At 63.8% G+C, this 16,531-nt stretch carries 17 protein-coding genes; 10 read left to right on the forward strand and 7 right to left on the reverse strand.

Features of this window, described 5'->3' with window-relative positions; translation table 11 throughout:
- Nucleotides 1-15: 15 nt before the first annotated feature.
- Entirely contained in the window at nucleotides 16-1,629 is a 1,614-nt protein-coding gene (locus tag B1756_RS14925) for a COG1361 S-layer family protein (RefSeq protein WP_228434391.1), read from the reverse strand.
- 404 nt (nucleotides 1,630-2,033) lie between these two features.
- Here B1756_RS14925 and B1756_RS14930 point away from each other — a divergent pair, with 404 nt between their 5' ends.
- Nucleotides 2,034-2,633 (forward strand): TetR/AcrR family transcriptional regulator, encoded by a 600-nt coding sequence (locus B1756_RS14930; RefSeq protein WP_086889265.1) that lies wholly within the window; start codon nucleotides 2,034-2,036, stop codon nucleotides 2,631-2,633.
- Between the two features lie 23 nt (nucleotides 2,634-2,656).
- Here B1756_RS14930 and B1756_RS14935 read toward each other — a convergent pair whose 3' ends face one another.
- Entirely contained in the window at nucleotides 2,657-3,337 is a 681-nt protein-coding gene (locus B1756_RS14935; protein WP_086889266.1) for a helix-turn-helix domain-containing protein, read from the reverse strand.
- Nucleotides 3,338-3,738: 401 nt separating this feature from the next.
- On the opposite strand from B1756_RS14935, the gene B1756_RS14940 reads away from it, so the two are divergent.
- Both B1756_RS14940 and B1756_RS20235 read left to right on the forward strand, forming a co-directional pair.
- Complete coding sequence (locus B1756_RS14940; RefSeq protein ID WP_086889267.1) at nucleotides 3,739-4,944, forward strand: hypothetical protein; 1,206 nt, start codon at nucleotides 3,739-3,741, stop codon at nucleotides 4,942-4,944.
- Nucleotides 4,945-4,974: 30 nt separating this feature from the next.
- A complete protein-coding gene (locus tag B1756_RS20235; RefSeq protein WP_394340684.1) occupies nucleotides 4,975-5,346 on the forward strand; it encodes a DUF8119 family protein in 372 nt (123 codons plus the stop codon).
- 74 nt (nucleotides 5,347-5,420) lie between these two features.
- On the opposite strand, the gene B1756_RS14950 is transcribed toward B1756_RS20235, so the two are convergent.
- The 3 genes from B1756_RS14950 to B1756_RS14960 all read right to left on the reverse strand — a co-directional run bounded on the left by B1756_RS14950 (nucleotide 5,421) and on the right by B1756_RS14960 (nucleotide 7,787).
- Nucleotides 5,421-6,293, reverse strand: coding sequence for a class 1 fructose-bisphosphatase (locus B1756_RS14950; RefSeq protein ID WP_086889268.1), 873 nt, complete (start codon nucleotides 6,291-6,293; stop codon nucleotides 5,421-5,423).
- Between the two features lie 2 nt (nucleotides 6,294-6,295).
- The gene (locus tag B1756_RS14955) at nucleotides 6,296-7,090 is read right to left on the reverse strand and encodes a class I fructose-bisphosphate aldolase (RefSeq protein WP_086889269.1); all 795 of its coding nucleotides are present in this window, start codon (nucleotides 7,088-7,090) and stop codon (nucleotides 6,296-6,298) included.
- Between the two features lie 133 nt (nucleotides 7,091-7,223).
- Nucleotides 7,224-7,787, reverse strand: a complete 564-nt coding sequence (locus B1756_RS14960) for a helix-hairpin-helix domain-containing protein (RefSeq protein ID WP_394340685.1) — start codon at nucleotides 7,785-7,787, stop codon at nucleotides 7,224-7,226.
- A gap of 191 nt (nucleotides 7,788-7,978) precedes the next feature.
- On the opposite strand from B1756_RS14960, the gene B1756_RS14965 reads away from it, so the two are divergent.
- Nucleotides 7,979-8,836: a 3-hydroxyacyl-CoA dehydrogenase family protein gene (locus B1756_RS14965; protein WP_086889270.1), complete on the forward strand. Its 858-nt coding sequence runs from the start codon at nucleotides 7,979-7,981 to the stop codon at nucleotides 8,834-8,836.
- A 93-nt stretch (nucleotides 8,837-8,929) separates the two neighbouring features.
- On the opposite strand, the gene B1756_RS14970 is transcribed toward B1756_RS14965, so the two are convergent.
- Nucleotides 8,930-9,976: a phytoene/squalene synthase family protein gene (locus B1756_RS14970; RefSeq protein WP_086889271.1), complete on the reverse strand. Its 1,047-nt coding sequence runs from the start codon at nucleotides 9,974-9,976 to the stop codon at nucleotides 8,930-8,932.
- Nucleotides 9,977-10,158: 182 nt separating this feature from the next.
- Here B1756_RS14970 and B1756_RS14975 point away from each other — a divergent pair, with 182 nt between their 5' ends.
- Nucleotides 10,159-11,304 (forward strand): acyl-CoA dehydrogenase, encoded by a 1,146-nt coding sequence (locus tag B1756_RS14975; RefSeq protein ID WP_086889272.1) that lies wholly within the window; start codon nucleotides 10,159-10,161, stop codon nucleotides 11,302-11,304.
- 146 nt (nucleotides 11,305-11,450) lie between these two features.
- Here B1756_RS14975 and B1756_RS14980 read toward each other — a convergent pair whose 3' ends face one another.
- Nucleotides 11,451-11,645, reverse strand: coding sequence for a cold-shock protein (locus B1756_RS14980; protein ID WP_086889273.1), 195 nt, complete (start codon nucleotides 11,643-11,645; stop codon nucleotides 11,451-11,453).
- A gap of 310 nt (nucleotides 11,646-11,955) precedes the next feature.
- Here B1756_RS14980 and B1756_RS14985 point away from each other — a divergent pair, with 310 nt between their 5' ends.
- The 5 genes from B1756_RS14985 to B1756_RS15005 are packed head-to-tail and all read left to right on the forward strand — an operon-like array spanning nucleotide 11,956 to nucleotide 16,488.
- Nucleotides 11,956-13,125 (forward strand): ABC transporter substrate-binding protein, encoded by a 1,170-nt coding sequence (locus B1756_RS14985; protein ID WP_086889274.1) that lies wholly within the window; start codon nucleotides 11,956-11,958, stop codon nucleotides 13,123-13,125.
- Nucleotides 13,122-13,574: an ester cyclase gene (locus B1756_RS14990; protein WP_086889275.1), complete on the forward strand. Its 453-nt coding sequence runs from the start codon at nucleotides 13,122-13,124 to the stop codon at nucleotides 13,572-13,574. The genes B1756_RS14985 and B1756_RS14990 overlap by 4 nt, the downstream gene beginning before the upstream one ends.
- A 9-nt stretch (nucleotides 13,575-13,583) precedes the next feature.
- Nucleotides 13,584-14,723 (forward strand): FecCD family ABC transporter permease, encoded by a 1,140-nt coding sequence (locus B1756_RS14995; protein WP_086889276.1) that lies wholly within the window; start codon nucleotides 13,584-13,586, stop codon nucleotides 14,721-14,723.
- Complete coding sequence (locus tag B1756_RS15000; protein WP_228434392.1) at nucleotides 14,723-15,553, forward strand: FAD-binding protein; 831 nt, start codon at nucleotides 14,723-14,725, stop codon at nucleotides 15,551-15,553. Before B1756_RS14995 ends, B1756_RS15000 begins: the two co-directional genes overlap by 1 nt.
- Nucleotides 15,550-16,488, forward strand: a complete 939-nt coding sequence (locus B1756_RS15005; RefSeq protein WP_086889278.1) for an ABC transporter ATP-binding protein — start codon at nucleotides 15,550-15,552, stop codon at nucleotides 16,486-16,488. The genes B1756_RS15000 and B1756_RS15005 overlap by 4 nt, the downstream gene beginning before the upstream one ends.
- The last annotated feature ends 43 nt before the right edge of the window (nucleotides 16,489-16,531 follow it).

Below are 16,531 nucleotides of genomic sequence, written 5' to 3' on the forward strand. Positions count from 1 at the left end.
GTGATCGTGTCTCGCTCACCGGAGTCGCCACCACAGCGTCCCGGCGATCCCGATCGCAGTGAGAACGACCATCGCCCTGATGATAACTCCGACAACCCCGATTCCGCCATCGTCGCTACTCGGCGTGACCTCCACGGGATGCTGATAGGCGTCGGAGAGCTGAGTCTCTCCGCGTTCGGTGTCGTACTCGAAATCGAGTTCGACCGGGTGGGTCTCTGCCGGCGCGTCGGGTGCGGCGAACACGTCGAACTGGAGTTTAGCAGACTCTCCGGGGGCGAGTTCGGCGACGAACGCCTCGTCGTTCTGGGAGTTGAGCGGACTGTCCGCGTAGAGGTTCGCGTCGATGTTCGACAGGGTCTCGTCGCGCCTGTTCGTGATCTCGATGACGAACTCGGAGTGGCCGCCCTGTTCGACGGTGATGCCGTCGTCCGCGAGGGAGAACTCGTCCGTTCTGGGATCGATGACCACGCGCTCGGAGAACGGGCCGTCCTCGACGGTCGAGCGATCGCCGGCACTGTACTCGATCGTGAACCGAACCTGCCGCGGTCCCTCGTCGGCCTGCCCGCTAACGTCGACCGGGTAACGGAACTCGGTGGACTCACCGGGTTCGATCGGTGGGAGCGCATAGCGGGTGTCCTCGACGAACAGCGAGTCGGTCATCGGTTCGACGACCAGGACCGCGTCGTCGACGGCCCGGGTTCCGTCGTTTTTCACCTCGCCGGTGACCACGCCGTTGTAGCCGACCGCGAGCGTGTCCTCGACGTTCGAGATCGAGAACGACTGTTCCGGTGCGGGGGCGAGACTCGCCGTCTCGGTGACTGCTTCCTCCCGCTGGATACCCGACCCGTCGGCGTAAGCGAACTCGAGGTCGAGCGGCTTGGCGCCCGCGCTGGCCGTTGCGGCGATTTCGACGTCGACCGACACGGTCGCGGTTTCGCCGGGTTCGAGGTCGCCGAGGACTTCCTCGGCTGCCTCGCCGTCGACGGTGACGCCGCCGCCACCGGTGATCGTCACGCGAGTCTGTGTGGCAGTATCGGCGCCGACGTTCTCGATCTCGAGGGTTGCCGTCCCGTCGCCACCGGGTTCGACGTCGGTGGCGACGTCGCTGATCTCGAACTGTGGGTCGTCTGGAACGACGATCGTGAGGTCGATCGTATCGCTTCCCGTGCGCTGATAGACGACACCGGAGTTATCCGATACCTGGTAGTCGTAGGAGTAGGAGACCTCGATGGTGACGTCGTACTCGCCAGGATCGACGTCTTCGGGGACGGCGATCCGCTGGCTGACTTCCTGCATCTGGCCTTCGCCGAGCGAACCGATCGAGGAGGTGCCGGAGCGAACCTCGAACGGCCCCTCGTTGACGATTTCGACGGTGACACCGCGTGCACCGGTGACTCGCTCGCTCTGGGTACCGAGTCGGAGGTTACCCTCGTTTTGGACCTGTATTCCGACGGACTCCTCGGTGCCGGCGGCGATCCGATTGTCGGGAATCGAGGCGTCGATTTCGGGTTCGCCACGGGTCAACTCTCCGTCGGAACCGGAGGCCTGGAGTTCCTGGGAAACGTTGACGTCGTCGTCTGCGGCGACGGGAGCGGTTCCAAGCGCGACGATCAGAAAAACGGTCAGCAAAACTATGCCGGCGAGACCACGGAGGCGATATCCACCGTTCACGGGTGCTCCCCTCCCGTCAACGAAGTCCCATGGGAAGCCGAGAGCAGCGACAGCGAACGGACGTTCGTCGACCACGTGGGGACCAGTCGGCCCGGCGTCGGCGACCGGCCGAACCTATCAGGGTCGAACTCTGTCATCGTCTTCAACTGTGTTGGGTCGATTATATCTTTTGTGATTGAACACTCAATCACATCACTTATGCGGGCTGCGCTGCTGTCAGGGGACATGCGTGGCTCATCTCTCGAAAACCCGCCATCTGGCCGGGTCGGACAGACACCTCTGGAGACTCCTGACGATCCGAACGCTGCCCCGGAGCACGGCGGCAGAGATCCACGGTGTCTGCGAACAGGCGGTGGGGACAGATGAGCGACGACCCGTTCGCAGACCCCCAGGACACCAGCGAACAGATCCTCGCGGCCACCTACCGGGCTCTCAGAGATCGCGGCTACGACGAGCTCACGATCAGCGCCATCGGCGAGGAGTTCGAAAAGAGCCCGTCGCTCGTCTACCGCCACTACGACAGTAAAGACGAACTCGTGCTCGAGTGTCTCGCCTACCTCCTCGAGCGCTTCGAACGGGAGGTCACCAGCGAGTCGATCACCGACCCGCGTGGCCGCCTCGAGGACTTCCTCGAGTGGGGAGTCAGGGGTGATTCGTCGGATCGGCTGGCGTTCGTCGCGATGATCGTCGAACTCCGGTCGCTGGCCGTCCACGACGAGGCCTATCGAGAACACTTCACGCGGAGCGACGACGTGTTCGTCGCCTATCTCACCGACGTCATCGAGGCCGGCATCGAATCCGGCGACTTTCGCGAGTGTGACCCCGAGCAGGTCGCCCGGACGCTCGTCACGACGCTCTCGGGTGCGATCGTTCACTACTCGACTACCGAACGTGACTGGCTCGAGGACGTCGCTGCCGAACTCGACACCTACGTCGAAACGAGACTGGACGCTCGAGAGTAGCCGGACGTCGATCAGTAGTCCTGCTAGTCCGAAGCCGGGTGGTCGACCGTTTCGTCGGCCTGCCCGTCCTCGAGACCGGGGAGATCAGAGACGAATCGCTTGACGATCGCTTCCTCTGCACGGTGGAGCGTCTCGCTGCAGGTCGACTTCGCGACGTCGAGTTCGTCGGCCAGTTCCGTCAGCGAACACCGCCGTGGGGTGTCGTAGTAGCCCGCCTCGACCGCGGCTTCGACCACCTCGAGCTGTCGGTCAGAGAGGAGTTGACTGGCGTGGAGCCGTTCGCGAACGCGTTCGATCCGATACTGGAGGCCGAACTGTTCGAACTGCTGGGCGAGTTCGGCGAGGCGTTCACGCGAGCCGGTGACCTCGAGGGTGGCTTCGCCGTCGGCGATCTCGACGGGGAGTTCGATCGGGATACCGGAAGCCCTCGACGAGAACAGCAACAGCGGTGCGGTCGTTTCGAAGTGAACCGTCGCCTCTCCGTCGTGGTGTTCGGCGACCGTCAGTTCTGTGAGCTGTGAGTGAGCTGCCATCTCCTCGATCACGCTGTCGACGTCGTCGCCGTCGATCCGGACGAGTGCGAAGCCGGTGTCCTCGCCCGGGACGGCAGCGAGAACTCGGAATGTCGTCTGCGGGTGGGCCGTCGATACGTGCTGGATCCACACCCGCTCTGGCAGCGTGACCGTGAGCGTCGCCTGTGCCATACGCGTCTCGACTCGAGGGTGGTACCGGAGACACGAATACGTTCGGCCCCGTTCCTACCGCGTGAGAACGACACGACCGTTAAGGACAGGTATTCCGCTTGACGCGACCGGTACCGGGCTAGCGGGAGCGGTCTCCTGCCCGTCTGACGGCAGGTCTCACGGCACGGCCGATGCCGACCGGCCGCCGATTCGACTGCCGCGAGACTCGCGGCTAGCCTCTACCTACCCCCGCTCGAAGGCCGACCGATCACGGTACGGGAGCCAGACGCTACGGGCACGTGCAAGCAACGGCGCTATTCGCCATTTTGCACTACCTACCGATAGGTAGCGACCACCCCGTGTACGTGAACATTAGCTTTGCCCGACCGAGGGCGACCAGATAACGGAATCGAGGCGACGGTATGTCAGGCGAACCGACGACCACGACGGAGCAGTCTTCACGACGAGCGAGCACGCCGACAGACGCCACTTCGACGTTCGATCGACGAGCCGTCCTTCGAACGCTGGCCAGCGGGGGCTACGCCCTCGGCGTCGCCGGGGTCCTCGGCGTCGACGACTTCCTCGCGACCGACGACGACGACCCGGTCGAGGTCGTCACCGCGCTCGTGCGTGAAGATCCGTCGGACCCGTTCTCGCTCGAGGAACGGACTCGCGAGGTGCCCGCCGGCTGGTACGAGGCCGTCAGCACCGCCCTCGAGGTGAACGACCTGCTCTCGCGCGTCGGGTTCACCGGCTACCTCGGGAGCGCAGTGGTCCCCGGACCCTACGAGGACGAGAGCGCCGCCGTCTCCGTTGGCGTCTCGACGGAGGACAGTTCGATTCCGGAGATGATCCGGGAGATAGGCGACGGCGTCTCGTTCGATCGCGAGACGATCGTCGACGTCGAGGGCCTCGAGGACGGGCCCGACGATCTCGAGCCGCGACTGGCCACACCCGTCGACGACCCACTCACCGTCGAACGACCCCTGGAGGTCACCCCCAGCGGCGTCGCCTGCGAGACCTCCTCGAGTCTGGCCACGCTCGGACCCGCACTGTACGATCCCGAACGTCAACGTGGGTACTTCGCGACCGCGGAGCACGCGTTCGAGGAGGTCGACGACCCGATCGGCGAATCGCTTCGATTGCCACTCGAGAACGCAGAACCGCTCGAACTCGGCGTGGTCGACCGCGCCTACGAGGCCGAGGACGTCGCCCTGATCGAGCCGACAGACGGGATCGCACCCTCGGGTGCGATCCATGGGACGGACCAGCATCGGGTTCGCGGTCAACTCACGAAGTTCGGCGTCGCAGATCTCATCGCCCGCGACGAACGCCTCGAGAAGGTCGGTGCAATGACCGGCCATACGACCGGACAGATACAGGGAATCGACGCCGTCACCTGCTTCACCGATCGGTTCTGTCGACGGGGCCAGATCCGCTGGGGTGGCGAGATGGACCTGACCGACGGCGACAGCGGCTCCGTGAGCTACTACCCCGATCCCGAGGGCGACCCGGAGGACGTTCTCGTGGCGGGATTCAACAACGCGCGCACGTGGTGGCCCGGCCAGAGTTACGTCTGGGGGGTCGCCGCGTACACACTGTACGACGACCATGGTTACCACTTCTGATCATCCGCAGTTGCCGGGGAACGAGTACCGATGACCGGACGTCGAGACGACCACGCAGACGATCCACAGCAAGCGCCGGCGGAGGGCCGGCCGGCGGGGGACGACCCACGTCGATCGACCGACGGTGCCGGAGCCCCCTGGCGGGACCGAGAGCCCACGCCGCGTCGCGACCACGCGGCGACCGACCGAGGGTCGTCGAACGTGACGGCTTCGGCCGGTGGCCTCGTCAGAGCCGGCAGCCGGGTCCTCGCTGACGCGCTCATCCTCGGCCTCTGGGTAGTTTTTCTCACACTCCTGTTTCTCGAGACGAACTGGCCACGGTGGGGGTTCTACGGGCTGCTCCTCGGCGGAGTCACCATCTACGTCTCCGTTACCACACCGTGGCTGGGGACTCGCGACTGACGGCTTCCGTGGTCGCGGTCTCGAGAACAGCTATCACAGCGAACGGAGAAAACGGTTGCCGCGGTCGGCTGCCCTCACTCGCCTGCGAGGACGGTCTCGAGGCGGTCGATCAGTTCCGTGTTGCCGACGTGAAGGGGTGCTCGCTGGTGAAGGTCGGTCGGCTCGACCTCGAGGATCGATTGCGCTCCATCGGAGGAGCGCCCGCCGGCGGCTTCGACGAGGTACGCGATGGGGTTACACTCGAACTGCAGGCGGAGTTTGCCACGGGGGCTATCCTCGAGTGCGGGGTACGCGAAGACGCCGCCGTAGGTCAGCACCTGGTTGACGTCGCCGATCATCGCCCCACCGTAGCGGAGTTTGTGGTCCGGATTCGATTCGACTTCGCGGACGAACTCGTGGAAGTCGTCGTGCCAGTGTGGGACGCGACCGCCGAAGCCGTAGACGAGCGGATCGTCCGGGAGCGTGACGTCCTCCTCGACGACAGTTCGCTCGCCGCCGGTCAGTTCGTACTTCGTGACCGAGCCGTCGCGGGCGTAGGCCATCGTCGTGATCGGCCCGTAGAGGATCCAGCCGGAGGCAACCAGCGCGGTCCCCGGTGCGGGGAGCGGTTCGTCGTAGATGCCGAACACCGTCCCCATCGTGTTGTTGGATTTCAGGTTCGACGAGCCGTCGAGTGGATCGACGGCGACGTACACCTGCTCGTCCCCGCCGTCGATAATTTCCGACCGCTCCTCGCTCGCGTACTGGGCGACGCCGTCGATGGCGGTGAGCCGGTCGGCGAGTAACTCGTCTGCCCAGACGTCAGCCTCTGCCTGAACCTCGCCGCTTGGGTTCTCCACGTCGGCTTTCCCACGACGGCCCACCAGCCCCTGTCGAATCTCCGTCGCCGAGCGCGCGATCGTCGAGGCGACCTGTTCGACAGCGGCGTCGATATCGGAGTCCGTCATTCCTACTCGGTCGCCTCGAGGGCGGCGTCTGCCGTCTCCTCTTCGTAGACGACGAGCTCGAGAGCGTCGAGGATCCGCGTCGGGTTCTCGCGCTGCCAGACGTTGCGACCGACAGCGAGCCCTTTCGCACCCGCACCGATTGCTGCCTCGACCGTCGAGAGGAACTCGTAGTCAGACGTCTTGGAGCCACCGCTCATGACGACTTTCATGTCGCCGGCAGCCTTGCAGGCGTGTTCCATCGCTTCGGGGCTGCCGGGGTACTTGACCTTCGCGATGTCGGCACCCAGCTCGAGGCCGAGACGGGTCGCGTATGAGATGACGTCCGGCTTCGTGTCGTTTTTGAGACCCTGTCCGCGGGGGTACGACCACATGACGACCGGGAGGTCGTGCTTGCGAGCGTCCTCCTGGACGTCGCGGAACTCTTCGGCCATCTCGACTTCGTGGTTCGAGCCGCCGTAGAGGGTAAAGCCGACGGCGTCGGCACCCAGTTCCGCCGCGTAGTCGACCGAACAGTTGACCGCCGAGTCGTACTCGCCCATCCAGAGGTTCGACGTGCCGTTTACCTTGAGCAGGAGGTTCACGTCGTCCTCGAAGCTCGGGTAGTACCCCTCGGCGATCCCCTTCTGGACGGCCATCGCGGTGACGGCGTCGTGGGTCGCCGTCTCGAACACCGTCGACGGATCGAGCTTCTCCGGGACCTCCTCGAAGTCGACCGGGCCGTGTTCGAGTCCGTGGTCCATCGCCAGAATCAGTGACTTGCCGTCGCGAACGATCGGAGAATCGTCGATCGGAATCATCTGCTAGACGGTGCTACAGGCCGGTATAAATCTCTGATGGTCCGCCTTTACTGAATTCCTTACTCGAGTTGTACACAATCTTCCCGGTGCTCGAACCGACGCGTGTCCCTCCTCGAGCGCGGGTCCTCGACGGTCAGTCGACCAGCTCTCGAGCGTTGTATCGCCAGGTGCGGACGTGGAGCACATCGAGGTCGAGCAGACGGGCGACCTGTGCGGCGTCGACCGTCGCCAGCCGCTCGGCAGAGTGGATTCCGGCCTCGGCGAGCGTCTCGGCGTCGGCCGGTCCGACCCCAGCGACCGTCGTCACCGGCGTCGGCCGCGGATAGGGTCGCTCGGTGCCCCCATCGCCGCCTCCTCGGTCGTCGGAGTCGGTCCGGGAACCGGTCGCCTCGAAAGCCTGCCACTCCTCGTCACCGCTGGCGGCGATCCACTCGCGCTCGGCCTCGCCGAGGCCGCGGACCGTCGCGGATCGTCCCTCGAGATCGCCGTCGGTCTCGAACGACCACGGTAACGAGAATCGGCGGCGTAACGCGTCCGCAAGTTCCTCTTCGAGGCCTGCCTCGAGTAACATCCGGTAGGAGTACTCCTTTTTTTCGACGGCCACAGGGTCGACGCCAGCCGCCTCGAGTGCCTCCCGCTCGTCGTCCTCGAGGGCGTCGCGGTCGACTGCGTCCCTGACGATACGTTCGTTGCTCACGCGAGTCACCGACTACCAGTAGCTCACACCCTCGTCTCTTGAAACTTGTCCTCGGTCGACGTGCGGGCAAATTTCACAGATCTGACAGTGTGGTGAGCATCCGGTTGGTGAGCCGGCCGCTATCCATTCGGCCCGGAAGCGGCCGTCTGCGGTGCCCCCACGCTTACGACGTTCTGGGACGAACGCGAGCCATGGTACGCGATCGACTCGAGCGAATCGGCGTCGTCGGGGCTGGAACGATGGGCAGCGGAATCGCACAGGTCGCTGCGACCCACGGCTACGAGGTCGTCCTCCGGGACGTCGACCCCGAGTTCGTCGAGCGCGGCTTCGACGCCATCGACGACAGCCTCACACGCCTCGAAAGCCGGGACGCCCTCCCGGACGATTCCGGGACGATTCGCGATCGAATCGAGGGATCGACCGACCTCGAAGCGATCGCCGACTGCGACCTCGTCGTCGAGGCGGTCGTCGAAGACCTCGATGTAAAGCGCGAGGTCTTCGCCGACCTCGAGGCCACCTGCGACCGGGAGGCCCTGCTGGCGACGAACACGAGCACGCTGTCGATCACGTCCATCGCTGGCAACCTCGAGCGGCCCGGGCGAGTCGTCGGCATCCACTTCATGAACCCGGTGCCGATCATGGACGGCGTCGAGGTCGTCGTCGGCGAGAAGACCAGCGACGACGCGGTCGCACTGGCCCACGAGTTCTCCGGGGACCTCGAAAAGGAGACGTGGGAGGCCGACGACAGACCCGGATTCGTCGCCAACCGAATCCTGATGCCCTGGATCAACGAGGGGATCCGCGCCTACGACGAGGGCGTCGCGAGCAAGGAAGACGTCGACCGTGGGATGGAACTCGGGACGAACGTTCCGATGGGACCGCTCCGACTCGCCGATCACATCGGACTCGACGTCTGTTTGCACGCGACGGAGACCCTCCACGAGGAACTCGGCGACCGGTACAGACCGGCGTACCTCCTGAAACGGAAAGTCGAAGCCGGCGACCTCGGGAAGAAGAGTGGACGGGGATTCTACGAGTACGAGTCCTGACACTGTCTCCGGTCCGGCACGGTCAGAACGGAATCCGTCGTGGAACCCGAACGCCACCAGAGCGGACCCACGGATAATCCGGGACCGAACAGGTCAGCGGTGTAGCGGTTTCTCTGCCATCTCACGGCGCAACTCCTCGAGGTGGGCCCGCGAGACGCCCTCCTCGAACGTCTGGATCACCGCGTACACCTCCGCGCGCGTGACCTTGACGTCGCCTTCGCGGACGACGTCCTCCGGTCGTTCGCGCAGTTCGCGCATGGTTCCGACTGCCAGCAAATACGGAATCGCCCACGCAGAGAGCCGGTTCCCGTGGGTCTCGGGAACGACCTCGAGATAGCGCTGGGCGTCGTCGAGGTAGGTCTCGGCACGACCGGTGAGCCGCTGGATCACGTTCGTCACGGCGCCGTGGTTCTCCTCGTGGGTGACCGCTTCGACGGGAACGTCCTCGGCCTCGAGCCACTCGGCCGGGAGGTAGACGTTGTTCTCCTCGTGATAGTCGTTCTCGACGTCCTTCGCGATGTTGACCAGTTGCAAGAGCAGCGCGAACGAACGGGCGTTCGCACGGAGTTCTTCGGCGCGTTCCGGCGAGGCACCCCGTGAAACGAGTCCCGTGATGAGCGTCCCGACCGTTCCGGCGGCGTACCAGCAGTACTCCTCGAGTTCCTCGAGCGTCTGGAGGCGAAGCCCACCTTCCTCGGCGTAACGATCGGTGAACATCGCCATCCCGCCGACGAGTTCGCGGACCGGATCGCGCATGATTTCCCGTGGCTCTTCCTCCAGAGACTCGAAAGTCCGGAGGACGCGGGGGGTCTCTGCGACGACCTCCCAGTCGCTGGAGCGCTCCTCGGGAATCCACGGCTCGACGTCGTCCATGAACGTCGATACGGAGAGATCGTCGTCTGGATCGAGCACTCGATCGTATTCGGTCAACAGCTCGGTCTGGACCTCCGGAGGAATGTGTCCAGCGTCTTCGATCGTGTCGGCGACCCGACAGAGGAGGTATCCGAGACAGATGTGCGTTGCCATTGGCTCCTCGAGTCGATCGATCGTGATCGAGAAAGTCCGCGAGACGCCGTGAACCGCATCAAAACACCACTCCAGATCGGCGGATGGTGTCAATTCTGACTGGCCGGGGGTCATCTACTTGGGTAGCCTTTGAGCGCATCCCGGAAAAACGCCCCGGTCCCGGCGGGATATTCCAGCTGTTGACAGGAACGCCGTGGAACGGGTCATCGAACCGAAACAACGGGTCGGGTCACCGACGCCGTTGAACCAGCGACTCGTGGAACAACAGTCAAGGAGTGGCCGGACGAAGTGGGGGCATGGACTTCGCACTCTCGGCCGAACAGCAACAGATCCGCGACATGGTCGCCGAATTCGTCGACGAAGAGGTCGTTCCGATCGCAGACGAGATCGACCACGACGACGAAGTGCCGTCCGATCTCCTCGAGGAGCTGGCCGACCTCGGTCTCCTCGGGATGCCCTTCCCCGAGGAGTACGGCGGTGCTGGACTCGATTATCACTCCTACGCGATCGGACTCGAGGAACTCTCGCGGGGCTCCGGCGGCCTCGGGACGGTCGTCGCCGCTCACACCTCGCTCGCAGGGAACATGCTCTACGAGTTCGGTGACGCCGAGCAGAAAGAGGAGTACCTGACGCCGCTGGCCGCGGGCGAGGACATCGGCGCGTTCGCGCTCTCGGAAGCCGGTGCAGGCAGCGACGTTCCGGCGATGGAGACGACCGCCGAGAAAGACGGCGACGAGTACGTCGTCAACGGCGGTAAGCTCTGGATCTCCAACGGTTCGATCGCTCAGACGGTCACCCTGTTCGCGAAAACCGACCCGGACGCGGGTAATCGCGGCATCTCCTCGTTTGTCGTCCGGCCCGAGGAAGACGACGGGTTCATCGTCGAGAACACGGAGGAAAAGTTGGGTGACAAGGGCTGTCCGACCGCCGAACTCCGGTTCGACGACCTTCGGCTCCCCGAAGACCGCTTGCTCGGTGAGGAAGGTGACGGCTTCGTCCAGGCACTCAAGACCCTGAACGGCGGCCGAATCACGATCGCTGCCCGCGGCGTCGGCATCGCCCGTGCTGCCTTCGACGAAGCCCGCGACTACGCTCGCGAGCGCGAACAGTTTGGCCAGCCCATCGGCGAGTTCCAGTCGATCAAACACAAGCTCGCCGACATGGACACGAAGATCCAGGCCGCCCGGATGCTGATGCACAAGGCTGCCGACAAGAAGATCCGCGGCGAAGACTACATCAAAGACGCCTCGCAGGCCAAACTCTACGCCTCGGAAGTGAGCCGCGAGGTCGCAAACGAGGGTATCCAGATCCACGGCGGCTACGGCTACACCAAAGACTTCCCCGCAGAACGGTTTTACCGCGACGCCAAACTCAACGAGATCTACGAGGGCACCAGCGAGGTACTCCGAAACACGATCGGCGACCGACTGCTCGAGGAGTAGGCTACCCGCTTGCGAACATTTTTGTCACTGGTTTCGACTGCGTCCCCTCTCGAGTGTATGCGTGTCGCAATACGTCTCTCGAGTGTGACGTCGATAAAATGCTGCGGTACTCCGCGTCGCCGTGAGGCGACGGTAGAAAACCGTAGTTAGAGTCGAACGACGTTCGTCGCGCGCGGACCCTTGGGGGCCTGCTCGATGTCGAATTCGATTTCGGTGCCTTCCGTCAGGTCCTCGCCGCCGACGTCTTCCATGTGGAAGAATACGTCCTCGTCCGCGTCGTCAGTGTCGATGAAACCGTAGCCGCCAGTGTCGTTGAAGAAATCAACCTTACCGTTTGCCATTGCAATTCGACTGTCGAGCACGACACGGATAAAGGTTGGCATCTGTTTTCCACCGGGCCAAGATCGAGCAACGAAATCACGCACATACTCGAAAAAATCCGCATTCGTCTACGATACTCGAGTTATCGTTCGAACGACTGTCGGGAACGACACATCAGGAGGGAATCCGATCCGAATCGGCAGTTTACTCACTCTTCGACGACCGTCGACGCCGTTCCAGTAGACGACCAACGTTCGACGAACGGATCTGTACAACCTGACTTTCACTAGTGAAAACTATTTTTATCAAGCGGTACGACAGTGTCGACCGATGGGTGAACGACCGACACGTCGAGCGGTACTCGCTGCCGGCGGAACGGGAGTTGCGGCCGCGCTCGCGGGTTGTGCCTCTCGGTCTGGCGACCGTCCCGGAGACGACGGGACGAGGGCTCACGAAACGTACACGGTCACGATGGAGCCGATGGGCGATGTCGAGTTCTCGAGTGTTCCCGAGACGTTCGTCGGACGGTTCGGCTTCGTCGTCGACGTTGCAGCGGCACTCGACGAACTGGACTCGCTCGTCGCGATGTACAGCACCTACTCGGTGTTCGGCCACAGTCACTTCTACGACGAACTCGAGACCGTCTCGATCGATCCAGCCGAGATCGAAGAGCTTCACACCGACGACTGGGATATCCGTCTCGAACGGCTGTACGACCTCGCACCCGACGTCACCGCGATCGATCCGAACTACCTGATCCACTACACCCAGTTCGACGAAGACGAGGTCGATCGATTCGTCGATCGGGTCGGACCGTTCGTTCACAACGAGAGTCAGAGCGGACGACCAGACGGGTGGCCAACCTGGCCCGACGGTGACTACCCGTATCTGACACTCGCCGAATTGACGAGGAGATACGGCGAGACGTTCCAGAAGACGGCGCGTGCCGAGGCGATCCTCGAGCTCAACGAGGACGTCCGCGACACGATCACGAGTCGGCTCCCACCGGAGTCAGAACGCCCGACCGTCGCCGTCGGAAGCCTCCACGACGGCACCTGGCACCTCGACACGTTCGCCGACGCGCCAGCGAGTACCTACGGTGAGAAACACTACCGCGACCTCGGTGCCATCGATGCCGTCGCCGAGTACGGCAGTGGTCGGGTTCAGGCCGAACTGGAGTTACTACTCGAGATCGATCCCGACGTCTTCGTCTGGCGCCACGGCCTGTTCGATCCCGATGGCGTGACCGAGACGTTCGAGGAACTCGAGGACGACACGCTCGCCAGCCAACTGGCGTGTGTCGACTCGGGACGGTTCTACGTCGGTGGGAGTCCGGATCAGGGCCCGATCGTCAATACGTTCCAGATGGAGATGCTCGCGAAACAGCTGTATCCCGATGAGTTCGGCGCGTACCACGAGTTTGGAAAGATTCCGACCGACGACCAGCTGTTCGACCGCACGCGGGTCGACGAAATCGTCCGCGGGGAGGGCCTCGAATGAGTGGACTCGAGACCGAAAAAGAACTGGCCGAGGAGTTCGTCCTCGCGGCGTTCGAGAAGGACGATCGACGGACCATCCGCCGAATGCTCACGTCGGATGCGCTCGTCTACACACCGAACGTTCCGGGTCCGGGACTCGACGTCGACGAGTTCGAGAGCCAGATTCTCGACGCCTTTCACGGTGCGTTCCCGGACCTCTCGATCGCAGTCGAATCGCTGGTCTCGGAAGGGGCGACCGTCGTCTGCCGGTTCACGATGACCGGCACCCACGAGGGGGTCTTCCGCGGGATCGAGCCGAGTGGCGAGACAGTTCTGGTCACGGGCGTCGTCGAACTCCGACTGACCGGCTCGGGAATCGCCGACGTCTGGCAGACGACCGACAGTCTCGCGTTGCTCGAACAGATCGCAGCGTACGACCACGAAAACGTCCGTGGTGAGCGTGGCAGCTAACTCGAGCCGATGAGCGAGACCCACGAGTATCGACCAACGCACGCAACCGACCGGACCACCGACCGTGGTGACCGCTCGAGCGGCCGGCTCGAGTGGCTCGACAGGACGCTTCTCTCGGTCTGTCTCTCGAGTCTCGCGCTCGTGGTCGCTGCAGGTTCGGTCCAGATCACGTTCGGCGACTACTCGGTTTCGGTCACGGAAGTCTGGCGGATCGTTCTCGATCCAGCAGTCGTGACGAGTCCGACGACGCTGTACGCGCTCGTCTTCGGCGGTGACGTAACCCACCTCTCGACGGAGTCACTGATCGTCTGGACACAGCGCATTCCGCGAGTCATCGTGGCGATTTTCGTCGGGATGAACCTCGCCATTTCGGGGGCAATCTTCCAGGCGGTCACCCGAAACGAACTCGCGAGTCCGTACATCCTCGGGGTTTCCTCGGGTGCAGGATTCGCGGTCTTGCTCACACTCGCCATTTTTGGTGGACTGTCCGTCTACCTCCCGATATTTGCCGCAGTCGGGGGTGCATTCGCGTTTCTCCTCGTGTACGTGATCGCCTGGAACGGTGGGACGAGCCCAGTACGGCTCGTGCTGGCCGGTGTGATCGTCAGTACGGTTTTCGGGTCGCTCCAGACGGGACTGTATTTCTTCGTCGACGACCTCGGAACTGTCCAGGAGGCACTCGCCTGGACGACGGGCACGTTGAGCGGGTCCGGATGGAGTGAAGTTCGACTCGCTGCACCCTGGACGGTACTGGCCGTCGTTCTCTCGATCGCCGGTGCTCGACAGCTCAACGTTCTGATGCTCGGCGAGCGAACGGCCCGATCACTCGGGATGTCGGTCGAACGCACACGGTTCGGCCTCTCGGCGGTCGCCATCGTCGCAGCGAGTGCCAGCATCGCTGTCGCCGGAATCATCGGGTTCGTCGGCCTCGTCGTCCCCCACGTCGTCCGGACGCTCGTCGGCAGTGACTACAGGGCACTGCTGGTGGGCTGTCTGTTCGTCGGTCCCGCTTTGCTGGTCGTCGCCGACGTTCTCGCTCGACTCGCGATCAGCGGTTCGCAGCTCCCGGTTGGGATACTCACCGGACTCGTCGGCGGACCGTACTTTCTCTACCTGATGAAACGCAAACAGAACCTCGGAGAACTATAATGACAACCGATACCCAACGACAGAGTACCGATCAGGATCAGACCGAATACGACGTCCTCGTCGTCGGCGGTGGTGCCGCTGGCCTCTCGGCAGCGATCTTTACCGCCCGATTCGGCCTCGAGACAGGCGTCTTCGCCTGTGGTCGCTCGGCGATCTCACGGTGTGCACACCTCGAGAACTACCTCGGGTTCCCGGGTGGGATCGATCCACCCACCTTCCTCGAACTCGGCCGCGAACAGGCGACCCACGAGGGAGCGACGGTACATGCTGAGCTGGTCACCGCGATCGAGAAACCGGCCGACTGGTTCCGCGTCGAGACGATCGACGGGACGGTCGCGACGGCCCGATACGTGATCGCCGCGACCGTGATCGACGGCGACTACCTCGAGTCGCTCGATCCGGCGCTGTACGACGAGGACGACCACGCCGTCGACTGCGACGACCGTGGCCGAACCGCAGTCGACGGGTTGTACGTCGCCGGTCGACTGGCAGATGCGACCCACCAGGCCATCATCTGTGCCGGCGACGGCGCGGAGACGGCACACGCGCTCGTCACCGACGTATTACGCGAACGAGGGTACTGGGACGAGATCGCGAGCCAGTACACCGACTGGGTCGTGCGCGAACGACCCGACGACGACTGGAAGCCACGCGTCGAGTCGTGGATACGCGAGACTGTTCCCGAAGGGACGGCCATTTCAGAGGATCGAATACAGTGGGTTATCGACGACGTCCTCGCACGGTTCGAGGCCAGATCGGTACCCGACAGTGAGCGTCGCGAGCGGGTTCAGCGCGGTCGAGAACTCGTGATTGGACACCTCGAGCCATGATCGGAAAACTCGGTCTCGACCCCTTCGTCGAGCGCGGGACATCCAAAAACCCACGCAGTGGCCTGGTGACAGGTCAGGACCAGTCGTCCCAGGGCCCGCCGCACGAGCACATCGAGTGTCGCGACATCGTCCTCGAGTACGACGCGAGTGACGACCCGGTCGTCGACGGCGAGACGATCCACGTTCCCGGGGGAGCGGTAACCGCGCTCGTCGGGCCCAACGGCAGCGGCAAGAGTACGCTCCTGCGAGGAATGGCACGCGAACTCGAGCCGACCGATGGGCAGGTCGTCCTCGATGGGATGGACGTCAGTACGTATTCGCGCACGGAACTCGCCCGTGAACTGGGAGTGCTCTCTCAGCACAACGTCGCACCCGAGTCACTGTCCGTCGAGGATCTCGTCAGACACGGCCGGTATCCACACCGACGGCTGTTCGATACGATGACCGACCGGGACTGGCAGGCCGTCGACTGGGCGATCGACACGGTCAGGATCGATCACCTCCGCGATCGGGACGTTGGATCGCTCTCGGGCGGACAGACCCAGCTCGCCTGGATCGCTATGGTCCTCGCACAGGAACCCCGGACACTCTTGCTCGACGAGCCGACGACCTACCTCGACCTGCGCCACCAGGTACGTCTCCTCGAGGTGATCCGGTCACTCAGCGACGACAACGGCATCACCATCGTCGTGGTGCTCCACGACATTTCACAGGCCGTTCGCGTCTGCGATCACCTCGTCGCACTCGATGACGGCGTGGTGTACGACAGCGGTCCACCGTCGGAGGTCGTCACCGCAGAGCTGCTGGCCGAGGTCTTTCAGGTCGACGCCCGTGTCGAGAGTGGGCCATCCGGGATTCGGATCGATCCAATCGGGGAGCTACCCCGTGAAACGGCCGCGACCGAGGAGACCCAAGACGGAGAGAGACGACGATGAACACATCCGACGAGCACGGATGTTCACTGCCCATCACGGGCTC

Source organism: Natrarchaeobaculum aegyptiacum (genome assembly GCF_002156705.1).
GTDB classification, from domain to species: Archaea; Halobacteriota; Halobacteria; order Halobacteriales; family Natrialbaceae; genus Natrarchaeobaculum; species Natrarchaeobaculum aegyptiacum.